This window comes from Cellulomonas sp. GbtcB1 (assembly GCF_019091725.1).
In the GTDB taxonomy this organism is placed as follows: Bacteria; Actinomycetota; Actinomycetes; order Actinomycetales; family Cellulomonadaceae; genus Cellulomonas.
The window spans coordinates 66,294-81,139 of record NZ_JAGXJG010000005.1 but is presented as its reverse complement, the minus strand read 5'-3'; the positions used below and the strand labels follow the sequence as shown (position 1 = coordinate 81,139).

General features: G+C 76.1%; 13 protein-coding genes. 5 read left to right on the top strand and 8 right to left on the bottom strand.

Going from position 1 to position 14,846, the window contains the following annotated elements:
- Positions 1-34 precede the first annotated feature (34 nt).
- From KVT14_RS03445 to KVT14_RS03430, 4 genes are all read right to left on the bottom strand, one after another.
- Positions 35-448, bottom strand: a complete 414-nt coding sequence (locus KVT14_RS03445) for a zf-TFIIB domain-containing protein (protein ID WP_217614372.1) — start codon at positions 446-448, stop codon at positions 35-37.
- Between the two features lie 97 nt (positions 449-545).
- Positions 546-1,730, bottom strand: coding sequence for a pyridoxal phosphate-dependent aminotransferase (locus KVT14_RS03440; protein ID WP_217614371.1), 1,185 nt, complete (start codon positions 1,728-1,730; stop codon positions 546-548).
- A 41-nt stretch (positions 1,731-1,771) separates the two neighbouring features.
- Positions 1,772-2,284, bottom strand: a complete 513-nt coding sequence (locus KVT14_RS03435) for a low molecular weight protein-tyrosine-phosphatase (RefSeq protein ID WP_217614403.1) — start codon at positions 2,282-2,284, stop codon at positions 1,772-1,774.
- Between the two features lie 116 nt (positions 2,285-2,400).
- Positions 2,401-3,867, bottom strand: coding sequence for a SulP family inorganic anion transporter (locus tag KVT14_RS03430; protein ID WP_308160869.1), 1,467 nt, complete (start codon positions 3,865-3,867; stop codon positions 2,401-2,403).
- 238 nt (positions 3,868-4,105) lie between these two features.
- Between KVT14_RS03430 and KVT14_RS03425 the strand changes: the two genes are divergently transcribed.
- Positions 4,106-4,990, top strand: coding sequence for an SDR family oxidoreductase (locus tag KVT14_RS03425; protein WP_217614370.1), 885 nt, complete (start codon positions 4,106-4,108; stop codon positions 4,988-4,990).
- A gap of 266 nt (positions 4,991-5,256) precedes the next feature.
- Here KVT14_RS03425 and map read toward each other — a convergent pair whose 3' ends face one another.
- The 3 genes from map to KVT14_RS03410 are packed head-to-tail and all read right to left on the bottom strand — an operon-like array spanning position 5,257 to position 7,533.
- A complete protein-coding gene (gene map / locus KVT14_RS03420; protein WP_217614369.1) occupies positions 5,257-6,027 on the bottom strand; it encodes a type I methionyl aminopeptidase in 771 nt (256 codons plus the stop codon).
- Positions 6,028-6,059: 32 nt separating this feature from the next.
- Positions 6,060-6,665, bottom strand: coding sequence for a TetR/AcrR family transcriptional regulator (locus KVT14_RS03415; protein ID WP_217614368.1), 606 nt, complete (start codon positions 6,663-6,665; stop codon positions 6,060-6,062).
- Complete coding sequence (locus KVT14_RS03410; protein WP_217614367.1) at positions 6,658-7,533, bottom strand: alpha/beta fold hydrolase; 876 nt, start codon at positions 7,531-7,533, stop codon at positions 6,658-6,660. The genes KVT14_RS03415 and KVT14_RS03410 overlap by 8 nt, the downstream gene beginning before the upstream one ends.
- 62 nt (positions 7,534-7,595) lie before the next feature.
- Here KVT14_RS03410 and KVT14_RS03405 point away from each other — a divergent pair, with 62 nt between their 5' ends.
- Positions 7,596-8,171 (top strand): GNAT family N-acetyltransferase, encoded by a 576-nt coding sequence (locus KVT14_RS03405; RefSeq protein WP_217614366.1) that lies wholly within the window; start codon positions 7,596-7,598, stop codon positions 8,169-8,171.
- A 371-nt stretch (positions 8,172-8,542) separates the two neighbouring features.
- A complete protein-coding gene (locus KVT14_RS03400) occupies positions 8,543-9,178 on the top strand; it encodes an NADPH-dependent F420 reductase (RefSeq protein WP_217614365.1) in 636 nt (211 codons plus the stop codon).
- Between the two features lie 43 nt (positions 9,179-9,221).
- Here the strand turns inward: KVT14_RS03400 and KVT14_RS03395 are convergent, their stop codons facing one another.
- A complete protein-coding gene (locus tag KVT14_RS03395) occupies positions 9,222-9,617 on the bottom strand; it encodes a winged helix-turn-helix domain-containing protein (RefSeq protein ID WP_147795124.1) in 396 nt (131 codons plus the stop codon).
- 237 nt (positions 9,618-9,854) lie between these two features.
- On the opposite strand from KVT14_RS03395, the gene KVT14_RS03390 reads away from it, so the two are divergent.
- Both KVT14_RS03390 and KVT14_RS03385 read left to right on the top strand, forming a co-directional pair.
- Positions 9,855-12,377, top strand: coding sequence for an Ig-like domain-containing protein (locus tag KVT14_RS03390; protein ID WP_217614364.1), 2,523 nt, complete (start codon positions 9,855-9,857; stop codon positions 12,375-12,377).
- A gap of 174 nt (positions 12,378-12,551) precedes the next feature.
- On the top strand, positions 12,552-14,828 hold the full coding sequence (locus tag KVT14_RS03385; protein ID WP_217614363.1) for an Ig-like domain-containing protein: 2,277 nt from the start codon (positions 12,552-12,554) through the stop codon (positions 14,826-14,828).
- Positions 14,829-14,846: the final 18 nt, after the last annotated feature.

The following is a 14,846-nucleotide window of genomic DNA, read 5'->3' as shown; positions in this document are numbered from 1 at the left end:
CGAGCACCGACGTCCGGTGCTCGCGGCCCGCGGCTCAGTCGAAGTCGAGCAGGTCGCCCAGCCAGGACTCGCGCTTCTTCTTCTTGCCGTACGGGTACCGGGGGTCGCGCCGGTCGTCGTACCGCCGGTCGTCGGGGCGGCGGTCGTACCCGCGGTCGTCGCGGTGGCCCCGGTCGTCGCGGTAGCCCCCGTCCCCGCGGTGGCCCCGGTCGCCGTAGCCGTCGTAGCCCGGGGCCGGCGGGTAGCCGGGCGCGGGCGCCGCGGGGTAGCCGGGGCCCCTGGGCCCGGGGTCCGGCGCCCCCGGCGTGGGCGTCCCTGCGGCGCGGTCGAGGATCTTGTCGAGCTCGCCGCGGTCCAGCCAGATCCCGCGGCACGACGGGCAGTAGTCGATCTCGACGCCCTGCCGCTCCGCCATCACCAGCTCGGCCCCGTCCGTGGGACACCTCATGTCGCCCTCCTCGCCCGTGCGCGCCGTCGGGGCGCACGTCCTGACCGGCCCAACGGACGGCAGCGGGGCGCGGTTCCGGGCGCCGCGGGCGTGGGCGCTACAGCGTCCGCTGCCAGGCGACGACCCGGTCGACCGCCTCGGCGACCACGGCCGGCGCGGACGCGAACGACAGCCGCACCCAGTCGTGCCCGTCCACCGAGTCGAAGTCGGTGCCGGGGGTGAGCGCGACACCGGCCTCGTCGAGCAGCCGCGCGCACCAGGTCCGCGAGTCCAGCCCGGTCGCCGACACGTCCGCGTACACGTAGAACGCCCCGTCGGCGGGCGCGACCCGGGACCAGCCGAGCTCCGGCAGCCGGTCCAGCACCGACCGGCGGGACGCCGCGTACTGGGCGACGTTCGCCTCCGCGGCGGCGTACCCCTCGGGCGTGAACGCCGCGACGCCCGCGTGCTGGGCGAGCGCCGGCGGGCACAGCGCGACGTTGCCGGCGAGCGCGTCGACGGGCGCGGCCAGGTCCTCGGGCAGCAGCAGCCAGCCGAGCCGCCAGCCGGTCATCGCCCAGAACTTGGAGAACGAGTTGACCACCACGGTGCCGCTGCCGAGCGAGGTCGCGGCGGTCGGGGCGCCGGCCGGTCCGGGCTCGGCGGCGACCGCGTCGGGGTAGGTGATGCCGTGGTAGATCTCGTCCGACACCAGCCGGACCCCGTGCCCCGCGCACCACGCGGCGAGCCCGTCGAGCGACGCCCGGTCGATCAGCGTGCCGGTCGGGTTCGCGGGGCCGGCGACGACGAGGCCGTCGACGGGGCGGTCCAGCGCCTCGAGCTGCTCGACCGTCGGCTGGTACCGGGTCTCCGGACCGCACGGCAGCTCGACGACCTCGCAGCCCAGCGACGCCAGGATGTTCTTGTACGCGGGGTACCCGGGCCGGGCCAGCGCCACCCGGTCGCCGACGTCGAACGCCGCCAGGAACGCGAGCATGAACCCGCCCGACGACCCGGTGGTGACGGCCACCCGCGCCGGGTCGACGTCGACGCCGTACCAGGACCGGTAGTGCGCGGCGATGGCCGCGCGCAGCGCCGGGCTGCCGAGCGCCTCGGTGTACCCGAGGTCCCCGCCCGCGAGCAGCTGCACCGCGCGCTCGCGCACCACGTCGGAGGCGCCGGTCGACGGCTCGCCGACGCACAGGTTGAGCACCGACTGGCCGGCGGCGCGGCGGGCGTTGGCCGCCGCGACGATGTCCATCACGGCGAACGGGGGCACCTGGGAGCGCGCGGAGACCTTCACCCGCCCCATCCTGCCCCGGCCCCCGCCCGGCGCGCCCGCGGTCAGGCCCGCGCGGCGTCCCGGTCGGACAGCGCCGCGCGGACCGCGTCGACCACGCCGTCCGCGGCCGCCTCGATCTCGTCCAGGCAGCGCTCGAAGTTCTCCGGCCCGCCGTACCAGGGGTCGTCGACGTCGAGGAGGTGCTCGTCGGCACGGTCGGCCACCCGCGGTGCCGCCGGGTCGAACGTCCGGAACATCACCACCCGCGCGGCCTCCTCGTCGTCACCGGCGATCCGCCGGAGCGCCCGGGCGTGCGACGCCGTCATCGCCAGCACCAGGTCGCGGTCGGCCAGGTCGGCGGCCCGCACCTGGCGGGCCTCGCGCCGGGGCACGTCGTAGCCGCGCGCCGCGAGCGCCGCGCGGGCCCGGCGGTCGATCGGGTTGCCGTGCTCCTCGTCGCTGACCCCGGTCGAGTCGATCACCACCCGGTCGCCGAGCCCGGCGTCCTCCAGGCGGGCGCGCAGCACCACCTCGGCCATCGGGGACCGGCAGATGTTGCCGGTGCACACCGTCATCACGCGGTAGCGGTCGTCCGTCACGCCGGGTCCTCCAGGGGGTCGTCGGGTCCGTCGTCCATCCTGGCACCCGCGCCCCGCACCGGGCTCGCGCGCGAGCCCGGCCCCCGGCCCGCTCAGTGCCCGCCGCCCCCGAGCGCCTCCGCCAGCCGCCCGAGCCGCCGCGCGCTGTCCGCGTTCAGCCCGACCACCTCCGCCGTCTTCCCCTTGGCGGCGTACTTGGTGACGATCGCGTCCAGCGTGGCCGCCGTCGACGCGTCCCACACGTGCGCGTCCGCCAGGTCGATGACCACCCGGGCCGGGTCCCCGTCGTAGTCGAACTGGTAGACGAGGTCGTTCGACGACGCGAAGAACAGCGCCCCGGACACCGCGTACCGCCGCACGCCGGGGTCCTCCCCCGCGTCGAGCCGGGTGACGGTCGTCAGGTGCGCCACGCGACGGGCGAACAGCACCGTCGCCACCAGGACGCCCGACACGACGCCGTACGCGAGGTTGTGCGTGGCGACGGTGACCGCGACCGTCACGAGCATCACCGCGGTCTCGCTCAGCGGCATCCGGCGCAGCGTCGACGGGCGCACCGAGTGCCAGTCGAACGTCGCGACGCAGACCATCACCATGACGGCCACCAGCGCGGCCATCGGGATCGCCCCGACGACGTCGCCGAGCACCACGACCAGCACCAGCAGGAACGCGCCGGCGAGGAACGTCGAGATCCGGGTGCGGGCGCCCGAGACCTTCACGTTGATCATCGTCTGGCCGATCATCGCGCAGCCGCCCATGCCGCCGAACAGGCCGGAGAGCACGTTCGCGGCGCCCTGGCCCCAGGCCTCGCGGGTCTTGTCCGAGTGGGTGTCGGTGACGTCGTCGACGAGCTTCGCGGTCATCAGCGACTCGAGCAGCCCGACCAGCGCGAGCCCGACGGCGTACGGCGCGATGATCCGCAGCGTCTCCAGGCTCAGCGGGACGTCGGGCAGCACGAACGCGGGCAGGCTGTCCGGCAGCTCGCCCTGGTCGCGCACCCGCGGGACCGCCAGCCCCGCCACGACGGTCACGACGGTCAGCAGCACGATCGCCACCAGCGGCGCCGGCACCACCGTCGTGAGCCGCGGCAGCAGCGCGATGATCGCGATCCCCGCCGCCACCAGCGGGTAGACCACCCACGGCACGTCGACCAGGTGCGGCAGCTGCGCGACGAGCACCAGGATCGCGAGCGCGTTGACGAACCCGACCATCACCGACCGCGGGATGAACCGCATGAGCCGCGCCACCCCGAGCAGCCCCATCGCCACCTGGATCACCCCGCCGAGCACGACCGTCGCCAGCAGGTACTGCACCCCGTGGTCCCGCACGACCGGGGCCACCACCAGCGCCACGGCGCCGGTCGCGGCGGAGATCATCGCCGGCCGCCCGCCCAGGAACGCCAGCGACACCGCCATGACGAACGACGAGAACAGCCCGACCCGCGGGTCCACGCCGGCGACGATCGAGAACGAGATCGCCTCCGGGATCAGCGCGAGCGCCACCACCAGGCCGCCGAGCACCTCGGTGCGCAGCCGGGCCGGCGAGCGCAGCGCCGTGCGCACCGACCACGAGGCGTCCGCCTCGGGGACGGCGGGGTGCGCACCGTCGGGCGGCGCGGGGGCGGGCTGGGGGGTCGCGGGCACGGGGATCCGTTCGAGGTCGGGTGGGGGCCGACGGGATCGTACTCTCACGCGGCGTCAGGGTTGCCGTCCGCCCCCGTCGCCGACGGGCCCCCGCACCGCTACCGTCGCTGCCAGCCGGGGCACGCGCCCCGCGGGCCGACCGGTGCGGAGGAGACGTATGGACGACGACCTGATCGTGGTGACGGGCGCCTCGGGCCGGGTGGGCCGCCGGCTCGCCGTCCGGCTGGCCGCGGAGGGCGCGCACCAGCGCCTGGTGGTCCGCTCCCCCGACCGCGCCCCGTCGATCCCGGGCACCGAGACCGAGGTCGCCCTCAGCCCCGGCTACCGCGACGTGGCGTCGATGCGGGCGGCGTTCGCGGGCGCCCGGACCGTCTTCGTGGTATCCGGGCGCGAGTCCGCGGACCGGGTCGCCGAGCACCGGGCCGCCGTGGACGCGGCCGTCGACGCCGGGGTCGAGCGGCTGGTCTACCTGTCGTTCATGGGCGCGGCACCCGACGCGACGTTCACGTTCGCCCGCGACCACTGGGTCACCGAGGAGCACATCCGCGCGTCCGGCCTGCGGTTCACGTTCCTGCGGGACTGCCTGTACCACGATGCGGTCGTGCACTTCGTGGGCGAGGACGGCGTGATCCGCGGGCCGGCGGGCGACGGCCTGGTCGCCGCGGTCGCGCACGACGACGTCGCGGACGTGGCGACCGCGGTGCTGCTCGACGAGCGGGCGCACGCGCACGACGGGGCCACCTACGACGTCACCGGCCCGAGCGGGTACACCCTCGCCGAGGCGGCGCAGACCCTGTCCTCCGCGACCGGTCGGGAGATCACGTACCACCCGGAGACGGTCGAGGAGGCCTACGCGTCCCGTGCCGGGTACGGCGCCGAGCCGTGGGAGGTCGACGGCTGGGTGTCCTCGTACACGGCGATCGCCACGGGCGAGCTCGCGACCCCGTCGCCGATCGTCCGTCGCCTGTCGGGCCGCCCGGCGCAGTCCCTCGCGGAGTGGCTGACGGTCAACCCGCAGGAGTGGGCGCACCTGCGCGCCTGACCCGCCGGCCTCGCGGGCACCGCGGCCACGACGCGACGGGGGCGGCGCCCGACCTCCCCCGAGCGTGCGCCGCCCCCGCCCGTCCAGGCGTCCGCGCGACCGCGACGGGCGTCCACGTCACGTTCGCGGACCGCGCTGGCCGGGGGGCGTCGGCGGGGTGAACGCGGGGCGTCGGTCGCGCGTCGGCTCGGCGGCGCGACCGGCTCGGCGGCGCGGGCGCGGGCCGGCGGCGCGGGCGCGGGCCGGCGGGAGCCACCCGCCGCGGGTCAGCCCTTGCGGGCCGTGAGCACCAGCGGGCCGTCGGCCGTGATCGCGACGGTGTGCTCGGCGTGCGCGGCGCGCGAGCCGTCGGCGGTCCGGATCGTCCAGCCGTCGGGGTCGATGACGTAGCCGTCGCCGCCGGCCATGAACCACGGCTCGATCGCGATGACGAGCCCGGCCTTGAGCTTCAGACCGGTCCCGCGGCGGCCGAGGTTCGGCACGTGCGGCTCCTCGTGCATCGTGCGCCCGACGCCGTGGCCGCCGAAGTCGGCGTTGATCCCGAGTCCCGCCGCGCGGCCGACCTCGCCGATCGCCGCGGAGATGTCGCCCATCCGGTTGCCCGGGCGCGCCTGCGCGATGCCCGCCGCGAGCGCCTCCTCGGTGACCCGGATCAGCCGCTGGGACTCCGGGTCGGGCGTGCCGAGCTGGAAGGTGAGCGCCGAGTCGGCGACCCAGCCGTTCACCTGCGCCGCGAAGTCGATGCTCAGCACGTCGCCGTCCGCGAGCACCTGCTCCGACGGCAGACCGTGCAGCGCGGCGTCGTTCACGCTGGTGCAGAGCACGCCCGGGTACGGCATCGCGCCGAACGACGGGTGGTAGCCCAGGTAGACGGAGTGGGCGCCGGCGTCGTCGATCAGGCGGTGCGCGTGCGCGTCGAGCTCCTTCAGCGTCATGCCCACCCGGGCGACGTCCTGCAGGCTGCTCAGCACGCGGGCCACGAAGGCACCCGCCGCCCGCATCGCCTCGATCTCGCGGGGTGTCTTCAGCTCGGCCACGCGCCCACCCTAGACGCGCCGGGGCGCCCGGCTCAGCCCGTGGCGGCGCCGTCGTCGGCCGCGAGCGCCGCGACGCCCGCCACCAGCATCCCGACCAGCACGTCGAAGCTGCGGTCCCGGTCCTGCGGCATCCGGAACCCGCCGCCGAGCTCGAGGGCCACGAACCCGTGCACGCCCGCCCGGACCGCCCGCACGGCGTCGACCGACCGCTCCTCGGGCAGGTCGAACCCGCGCAGCGCAGCCGCGATCACCTCGACCGTGCGCGCCGCCGCGGCGGCCAGCGCGGCCGAGTCGGGGTCGGCGGGGTCCGGCGCGACCTGGACGGCGGCGTACCGGCCCGGGTGGGCGTGGGCGTAGCCGCGCATCGCTCCCGCCAGCGCCCGGAGCGCGTCGGGGCCGGAGCGTCCGACGGTCGCGTCGACGAGCCGAGCGCCGAGGTCCTGCACCGTGAGGACGGCGACCTCCCGGCGCAGCGCGGCCAGCGAGCCCACGTGCTTGTAGAGGCTGGGGGTCGCGACGCCGGCCTCGGCGGCGACCTTGGCGAGCGTGAGGTCGGCGAACCCGGTGGGTCCGCCGTCGTCCACCAGGTCGAGCGCGATCCGGACGACCGCCTCGCGGGACAGGCCGGCCCTAGGCACCGGCGCCCCCGTCGGCGGGTGCGGCGGGGGCCACCGGCGCGACGTCCGCGAGCAGCCCGAGCACCGCCTCGGCCACGACGTCCGGGGTCTGGTGCTGCGGGTAGTGCCCGGCGTCCTCGACCAGGACCGCCCGGGCGCCGATCGCGTCCCGGATCCACGCGAGCTCGGCGGCGGGGTCCTTCCAGTCGGGGTCGAGCGCCCCGACGACCGCGAGCGCGGGCGCCTGGATGCGCGGCACGCGGGCCTCGACGGGCGCGTGCGTGAGCGCCAGCGCCAGGTCGCGGAACTGGCCCAGGTAGCCGGGGCGGCGGAGGCTCGCCCGGATCGCCGCCGTGTGCGCGTCCAGCCGCGGCGACCGGGTGCCCTTGTTCAGCGACCGGTAGTAGCCGGCCCAGGCCGCGGCGCCCCACGGGGTCGCGAGCATCGCCCGGTAGACCAGCGGCATCACCGCGCGCACCGCGCCGGGGAGCTGCGGGTCGCGCAGGAACGGCGCCAGCAGGACCAGCCCGCGGACCAGGTCCGGCCGGTCGGCCGCGACCACGGCCGCCGCCGAGGAGCCCATCGAGTTGCCGACGAGCACCGCGGGCCCCGCGGCCAGGTGCTCGACCAGCGCGACGACGTCGCCCGCCGTCGCCTCGTCGCCGTGCGTCGCGAACCCGGCGTCGGAGTCGCCGTGGCCGCGCAGGTCGGTGGTGACGACCCGGTAGCCCGCGCCGAGCAGGGCGGCACGGAGCTCGTCGTAGGTGGACCGCAGATCTCCCATCCCGGGGACCATGACGACGAGCGGGCCGGTGCCGGCGTCGTCGTAGGCGACCCTCCCCTCGGGCCGCGGCAGGTGCAGCGTGCGTCGTGCGTCGTTGTTGTCCATAGCCCACAGGCTAATGCCATTAGCTTTCGACCGCAAGGGGTCGGGTGCGGCATGCTCTCCGGGTGCTGCACGACGTCATCCTCGAGGGCCACGGCGCCCGGCTCGTCCCGCTCGACCTCCCCCACGCGGAGGCGCTCGCCGCGTTCGTCGACGCGCGGGTGTGGGCCGGGATGTCCTCCGCGCTGCCCGTCGGCGTCGACGCCTGGCGCGCCGAGATCGAGGGGGCCCGCGCGGCGCCCGGCCGGCTGGCGTTCGCGGCGCTCGACGCCGCGACCGGCGAGGTCCGGGGCAGCACGTCGTTCTACGACCGGGACCTCCGGGTGCCCCGCGTCGAGATCGGGCACACCTTCTTCGCCCCGCGCTGGTGGGGCACGTCGAACAACCCGGCCTGCAAGCTGCTGATGCTGGAGCACGCCTTCGACGTCTGGGGCTGCGCGCGGGTCGCGCTGCGGGCCGACACCCGGAACACCCGCTCCGTCGCGGCGATCACCCGGCTCGGCGCGGTCCCCGAGGGCGTGCTGCGGAACCACCGGCTCGCGCCGGACGGCTCGCGGGGCGACACCGCGTACTTCTCGATCCTGCCCGACGAGTGGCCGGCGGTGCGCGCGGGGCTGCGGGCGCGGCTCGGCGCTGCCTGAGCCCGTCCTGCCCAGGCGTCCGCGCCCGGGCAGGGAACAGCCCGTGGGCCGGGCCTCCTACTGGAGGGCCCTGCCGCGAAGGACGAGCTCGCGGCTCCCACGGGCTGCGGCGACTGCGGGGATTCGCCCGTCGCGGTCGCCGGTCGGACCGGCGGCGCGGCGAACGGATCGCAATCCGTCCGAACACTGCTGTCCGCGACTAGCGGGCAGTCACCTCACGCGTCCAAGAAGACTTCATGTCTCGGACCACCTCCTTCCCGTGTGCCTCGACCGTACGTCCGCCCCGCCGCGGGCACCAACGGATTTTCCCCACGGCGGAACCGGGTCGGCTGACCAGGAACAACGGGCGCCCTCGTCCGCGTTGGCCCGGCATGACCACGATCGGATTCATCGGCGCCGGCCACATCGGCGGCGCGCTCGCCCGCCTGGCCGTCCAGCACGGGCAGACGCCCGTCCTCAGCAACTCGCGCGGTCCGCACACCCTCGTCGACCTGGTGTCCGAGCTCGGCGACGGCGCGCGCGCCGGCACCGCCGAGGAGGCCGCGACCGACGGCGACGTCGTCGTCGTCACCGTGCCGTTCCACGCCTACGCGCAGGTCCCCGCCGAGCCGCTGGCGGGCAAGGTCGTCATCGACACGAACAACTACTACTGGGAGCGCGACGGACACGTGGCCGCGCTCGACGACGGCTCGACCACCAGCGCCGAGCTGCTGGCCGACCACCTGGGCGGCGCCCGCGTGGTGAAGGCGTTCAACCACATCACCGCCGCCGACCTCGGGTCGAAGGGCACGCCCGCCGGGACGCCCGGCCGCCGTGCGCTCGCCATCGCGGGGGACGACGCGGACGCCAAGGCCGAGGTCACCGCGCTCATCGACCGGTGGGGCTTCGACGTCGTCGACGCGGGTCCGCTGTCCGAGGGCTGGCGGTTCCAGCGGGACACCCCCGCGTACGGCGCCGAGCTCGACGCCGAGGGGCTGCGCGCCGCGCTCGCCGCAGCGACCCGCTGACCCGACCTCCGCGGCGCCCGGTCCGGCGCGGCGGCGGCGCGGCTCAGCCCGCGGTGCCGTCGCGCTGCTCCGGGACCCGCACCTCGGGCGTCAGCCGGTAGCCCAGGCCGCGCACGGTGCTGATCGCCGTCCGGTCGCCCGACCCCTCCGCGAGCTTCCGGCGCAGGTTCGCCATGTGCACCTCGATGCTGCGGCGGTCCGCGTCCGTCGGCGTCGGCACGGCGTGCGGCCCGTGCACCGCGACCGCCACGGCGAGCTCGTCCTTCGACACCGGCTGACCGGCGCGCTCCGCGAGCGCCACGAGGATCTCGAACTCGCTGCGGGTCAGCGGGACCGGGCGGTCCGCGACGCGCACGCACCGCGCGGGCACCTCGACCACGAGGTCCCCGCGCACCAGCACCCGGCCGTCGTCGAGGCCGGAGTCGTCTCCGATCGCCATCGGTTCACGGTACGTCGGGTGGGTCGCGCCGTCGCGCGGTGCCGCGTCCCCGCCGGTCAACGCCCGCCCCGCGCCGGGGCCGGGGTGGTACCACCCACGCGCGCCGCACCGAACCTCAGAATCCCTGACGCGTCGCGCGCTCGCGCCGATGAGGCCCCCGTTCAACGAGCACGGGGATCGCTCCCCGTCCGACAGGGGGAGAACCCAGTGCACACTTCGCGCACGCGATCGGGACGCATGCGGCGTCCCGTCGCCCTCGCGACCGCCGCGGTCGTCGCGGCGATGCTGATCCCGGCAGGCGCCGCGGCCGCCGACGAGGGCGAGACCGACCCGAACGCCGTCGTCGAGACCCAGCCCGTCGCGGACCCGCAGCAGCCCGCCGACCCGCAGCCGCAGCCGGACCCGCAGCCCGACGCCCCGGAGCAGGGTTCGACCACGCCGGTCGAGTCGACCCCGGTGGAGTCGACCCCGGTCACGACCGGGTCGGGCTCCGAGGAGGACACCTCGCCGACGCCGGGCACCCCGACGCAGGGCGACACCTCGGACACCGACGTCCCGGCCGACACCACTCCGGTCGCGGACCAGCCGTCGACCGGCACGACCACGCCCGCGCAGAACGCCCCGGACAGCGACCAGGGCTCCGCCGAACCCGGCCCGTCGTTCTCCGCCGGCGGCTTCCGCGTCTCTGGCTACTCGGTCGACCAGCAGGGCGACCGCGTCGCCGTCGTCGGCCAGACGCTCACGCTCGAGCAGACCGAGCCGGCGCCGACCGGCACCGAGTACTCCTGGGACTGGCGGACGAACAACGGGTGGCGCAGCGCCTCCGCCCAGTTCACCCCGACGTCCGCGGACCTCGGCAAGCAGCTCAAGCTGACGGTGATCGCCTACGACGGGGAGCACTTCGTCACGGTCCTCGAGGAGAACCTCGGGATCGTCCTCGCCGAGGCGCCCGCCGCCGGTCCCGTCACGCCGCAGCCGAGCACGCCGGTCGAGAGCACCCCGGTCGACGACGGCCAGCAGGCGGACGACCGCGTGGAGGCGCCGGACGAGTGGACTGACTTCGTGTTCTCCGGCACGACGGCCGACGAGTGGGGCGACCCCGTCGCCACCATCGGCACGCCGATCACCGTGCGCCCGACCACCAACTGGATGGCCGGCACGACCTTCACCTACGAGTGGCGCCTGGACGACTTCGACGGCCCGGTCGTCGGCGGGGGCACGACCTACACGCCCACCGACCTCAACCGGATGATCTACCTGGTCGCCGACCCGACGTCGCCCGACGGCAGCACCCGCGGCGCCGGCACGATCGTCGCCTGGAACACGATCGACCCGACGCTCCCGGGTGACTCCGACGACTCGGACGACTCCGACTCCGACGACGACGCGGGCCTGAAGCCGATGCCCGAGGGCTGGTTCCAGATCGACGCCGCGAACGGCTACGAGCTCGCCTACGGCAAGGAGTACACGGCCACGCCGACCGGCTTCGCGCCGGGCGCCGAGTACACCGTCCGCTGGACCGTCGACGGCGTGCAGGTCGGCTCGGGCCGCACCTTCACCCCGGCCGCCGGACAGATCGGCCAGTTCGTGGACCTCGAGTTCGAGGTGCGCGCCGAGGGCTACGAGACGTACAAGTCCGTGCGCTCGGCCGGCTGGGTCCAGGCGCAGCCCACGGTCACCGTGTCCGCCCCGACGATCACGGCCGGCGCGGCCGCGATCGTCACCATCTCGGTCAAGGGCCCGGCGAAGGGTCCCCAGGTCACCGGCCCGGTCGACCTGTACGTGCACGGCAACGGGTACAGCCAGCCGCTCACCGGTCAGTCGCTCGAGAACGGTGTGGCCACCTACCGGATCCCGAACCTCCCGGCCGGCTCCTACCAGCTCACGGCGTCCTACACGGGTGACCAGATGTGGGCGCGCTCCTTCTCGATCCTGAGCGCGTCGTTCGGCGGCTACACGTTCGCGCAGGGCGAGGGCACCCTGAAGGTCCTGCCCGCCGCCGCCACGGTCACCGCCCCGGCCACGCTCACGGTCCCGGTAGCGATGCGCTCGACCTTCGACGCGAAGGTCTCCGTGCCGGGCTCCGTGCTCCCCGCCTCGTGGACCCTCCGCGAGGGCACGACGGTCCTGAGCCACGGCGCGACCCACGACGGCCGGTTCGCCGTCACGGTCCCGGTGCTCACCGCGGGCACCCACACCCTGGTGCTCGAGGTCCCCGCCACGGAGCTGTCGGCCGCGGGCTCCGCGACCATCACGGTCACCGTCGTCGGCGAGCCCGTCCGGACCGGCACCACGCCGTCCGCGGCGCTCGACACGCCCAAGGCCGCCACGGCCCCGGGCCAGCAGATGGAGCTCGTCGCCGAGGGCTTCCAGCCCGGTGAGACCGTCGCGTTCTACCTGCACTCCGACCCGGTGTTCCTCGGCACCGCGGTCGCGGACGCGAACGGCATCGCCCGCCTGATGGCGACCGTGCCCGGCGACGTGCCCACGGGCGCGCACACCGTGTACGCCACCGGCGGCACCACCGGCCGCTGGGCCACGCTCGCGGTGCAGCTGGCCGTCCCCGTGCCGACCGAGGTCACCCCGGTGGCCGCCCCGGTCGCGGCGGCCCCGGCGGCCGTCACGCCGGCGGCGACCGGCGCCGGCGAGCTCGCGGTGACCGGCTCCGAGGGCGGCGCCCTCGGCCTGGCCGCGGCGTTCCTCGTCGCGGTCGGCGGTGCCCTGGTGCTCGTCACCCGCCGGGTGCGCGCGCTGTGCTGACGCCCCGCCGCACGACGGCCCCTCGACCCGTGGACGGGGTCGGGGGGCCGTCGTCGTGCGGTCTGGGTGCTAGCACCCACCGGGACCAAGGTCCCGCGCGGATTTGCGCTCCGGGCGGCGGCGCCTGCCGATGGGGCCGTCGATCGCGACCCTCCCACCGACCCCGGGGACCCCATGCCACGCCTCCTCCACCGGCGCCTCCGGCGCCCCGCCGCGCTGACCGCGGTCGCCGCGGTCGCCGCGGTGCTGCTCTCGGCGCCCGCCGCCCTCGCCCACTCCTCCTCGCTCTCCGTCGTCTCGGGCACCGAGGCGGCCGGCGAGCAGGTGACCTACCAGTTCTCCTGCCAGCTCGACGAGGGCGACACCGCCCGCGGCGCCGACTGGTCGCTCTGGACGTGGACGGGCGAGGAGACCGGCGTGTCCGGCGGGGTCACCCTGACGACCAACACGCCCACGCAGCGCGCCGGGACGTTCACCGTCGACTACGCCGACGTCGACCCCGGCCTGTACAACCTGCACCTGCGCTGCCCGTTCCGCGAGGACGGGTACTTCCCGGCCAACCGGACGGTCGAGCTCGACGGCCCGGTCGAGCAGGACGTCGCCACCACCACGACGCTCACCGCGTCCCGCACGACCGGCGTCGTCACCGGCGACCAGGTCACCTTCACCGCGACCGTGCCCGGCGCCCCGGCTGGTGACGTCGTCTTCACCATCGGCGGCACCGAGAACGTGCCGGTGCCGCTCTCCGGCGGCACCGCCACGCTGACGCGCACGATCACCGGCCCCACCAGCGTGGTCGCGGCCTACACCGGCACGACCGGGTACGCGGCGTCCGCCTCCGGCTACGTCGGCGTCGACCCGATCACGGCCATCACCCCGGGCGTCGTCGGCCTCACCAGCACGCCGACCGTCGGCGCGCCGGTGACGGTCGGCACCCACGGCTGGGCGCCGTCCGAGGCGGACGGGCTCACGCTCACCTACGCGTGGAAGGACGCCGACGGCACCGTGCTCGGCACCGGCCCGACGTACACGCCCACGGCCGCCGATCTGGGCAAGGCGATCCACGCCGAGGTCACCGGCACGCGCGCCCCGCTGGCGCCCCGCACGGTGAGCACCAACGCCCCCGTCGTGCTGCCGGGCACCATGTCCGGCGCGGTCGCCATCACCGGCACCACGAACGGTGTCGCCACCGCCGGCACCACGCTCACCTCGGTCCCGTCGGGCTGGCCGGCGGGCGCGTCGTTCGCGCACCAGTGGTACGTCGACGGCGAGCTGCGCTCCGAGCAGGCCACCTTCACCCCCGGCACCCGCGACCTGGGCCAGGAGATCTGGCTCGAGGTCCGCGTGACCGCAGCGGGCTACGGCCAGGAGTACGGCACCGCCTGGGCCTCCGTGGCCAAGGCCACCCCGACCGTCACCGTCGGGTCCTCGACGATCGTCGCCGGCCGGGACGCCACCGTGCCCGTGACGGTCGCCGGCCCGAAGGGCGGTCCCGTCCCCGCCGGCGACGTGCAGGTCACCCTGACCCCGCAGGGCGGCGGCGCGCCGGTCGTCCTCGACGAGGTCGCGCTCGGCACCCAGGGCACCGCGTCCGTCGTCGTCCCGGGCCTCTCCCTCGGTCGCTGGACCGCCACCGCGACGTACGCCCCGGAGGACAACCGGCACACGTTCGCCCGCGCGTCCTCCGGGTCGGCCGGCCCGTACCGGTCCGCCACCGGCACCGGCACCGTGACGGTCATCAAGGTCCCGGCCACCGTGACCGCGCCGGAGCGGCTGGACGTCCCGGTCGCGACGCCGGGCGCGTTCGACGTGACCGTCGGCGGCACCCCGCTGCCGAGCACGTGGCTCGTCCGCTCGGGCGACACCGTGCTCGTCCGGGGCGACGTCCCCGCCGACGGCCGCGTCCGGGTCACGCTCCCCGTCCTGGCCCCGGGCACGCACACCCTGGTCCTGGAGCTGCCGGAGACCTCGGCCGCCGCGGCCGCGACCCGCGTCATCACGGTGACGGTCGCGGGCGAGCCCGGCCGCGTGGGCGCCCTGCCCGGCGCCACGCTGGACACCCCGAAGGCCGCCACGGCCCCGGGGCAGCAGATGCAGCTCGTCGCCGAGGGCTTCGAGCCCGGGGAGACCGTGGCGTTCTACCTGCACTCCGACCCGGTGTTCCTGGGCACGGCGGTCGCGGGCGCCGACGGCGTCGCGCGGCTGCTCGCCGACATCCCGGCCGACGTGCCGTCCGGCGCGCACACCGTGATCGCCACCGGCGGGACCTCCGGCCGGTGGGCGACCCTCCCGGTCGAGCTCGCGGTGCCGGCGGCGACGCCCGCCGCCGCGGACCCGGAGCTGGCCGTCACCGGCGCGCAGCCCGGCCTCGTGATGGCCGGGGCGTGGCTGATGCTCCTGACCGGCGGCGCGCTCGTGCTCGTCGCCCGCCGGGTGCGCGCGCAGCGCTGACGCCCTGCCGCACGACGG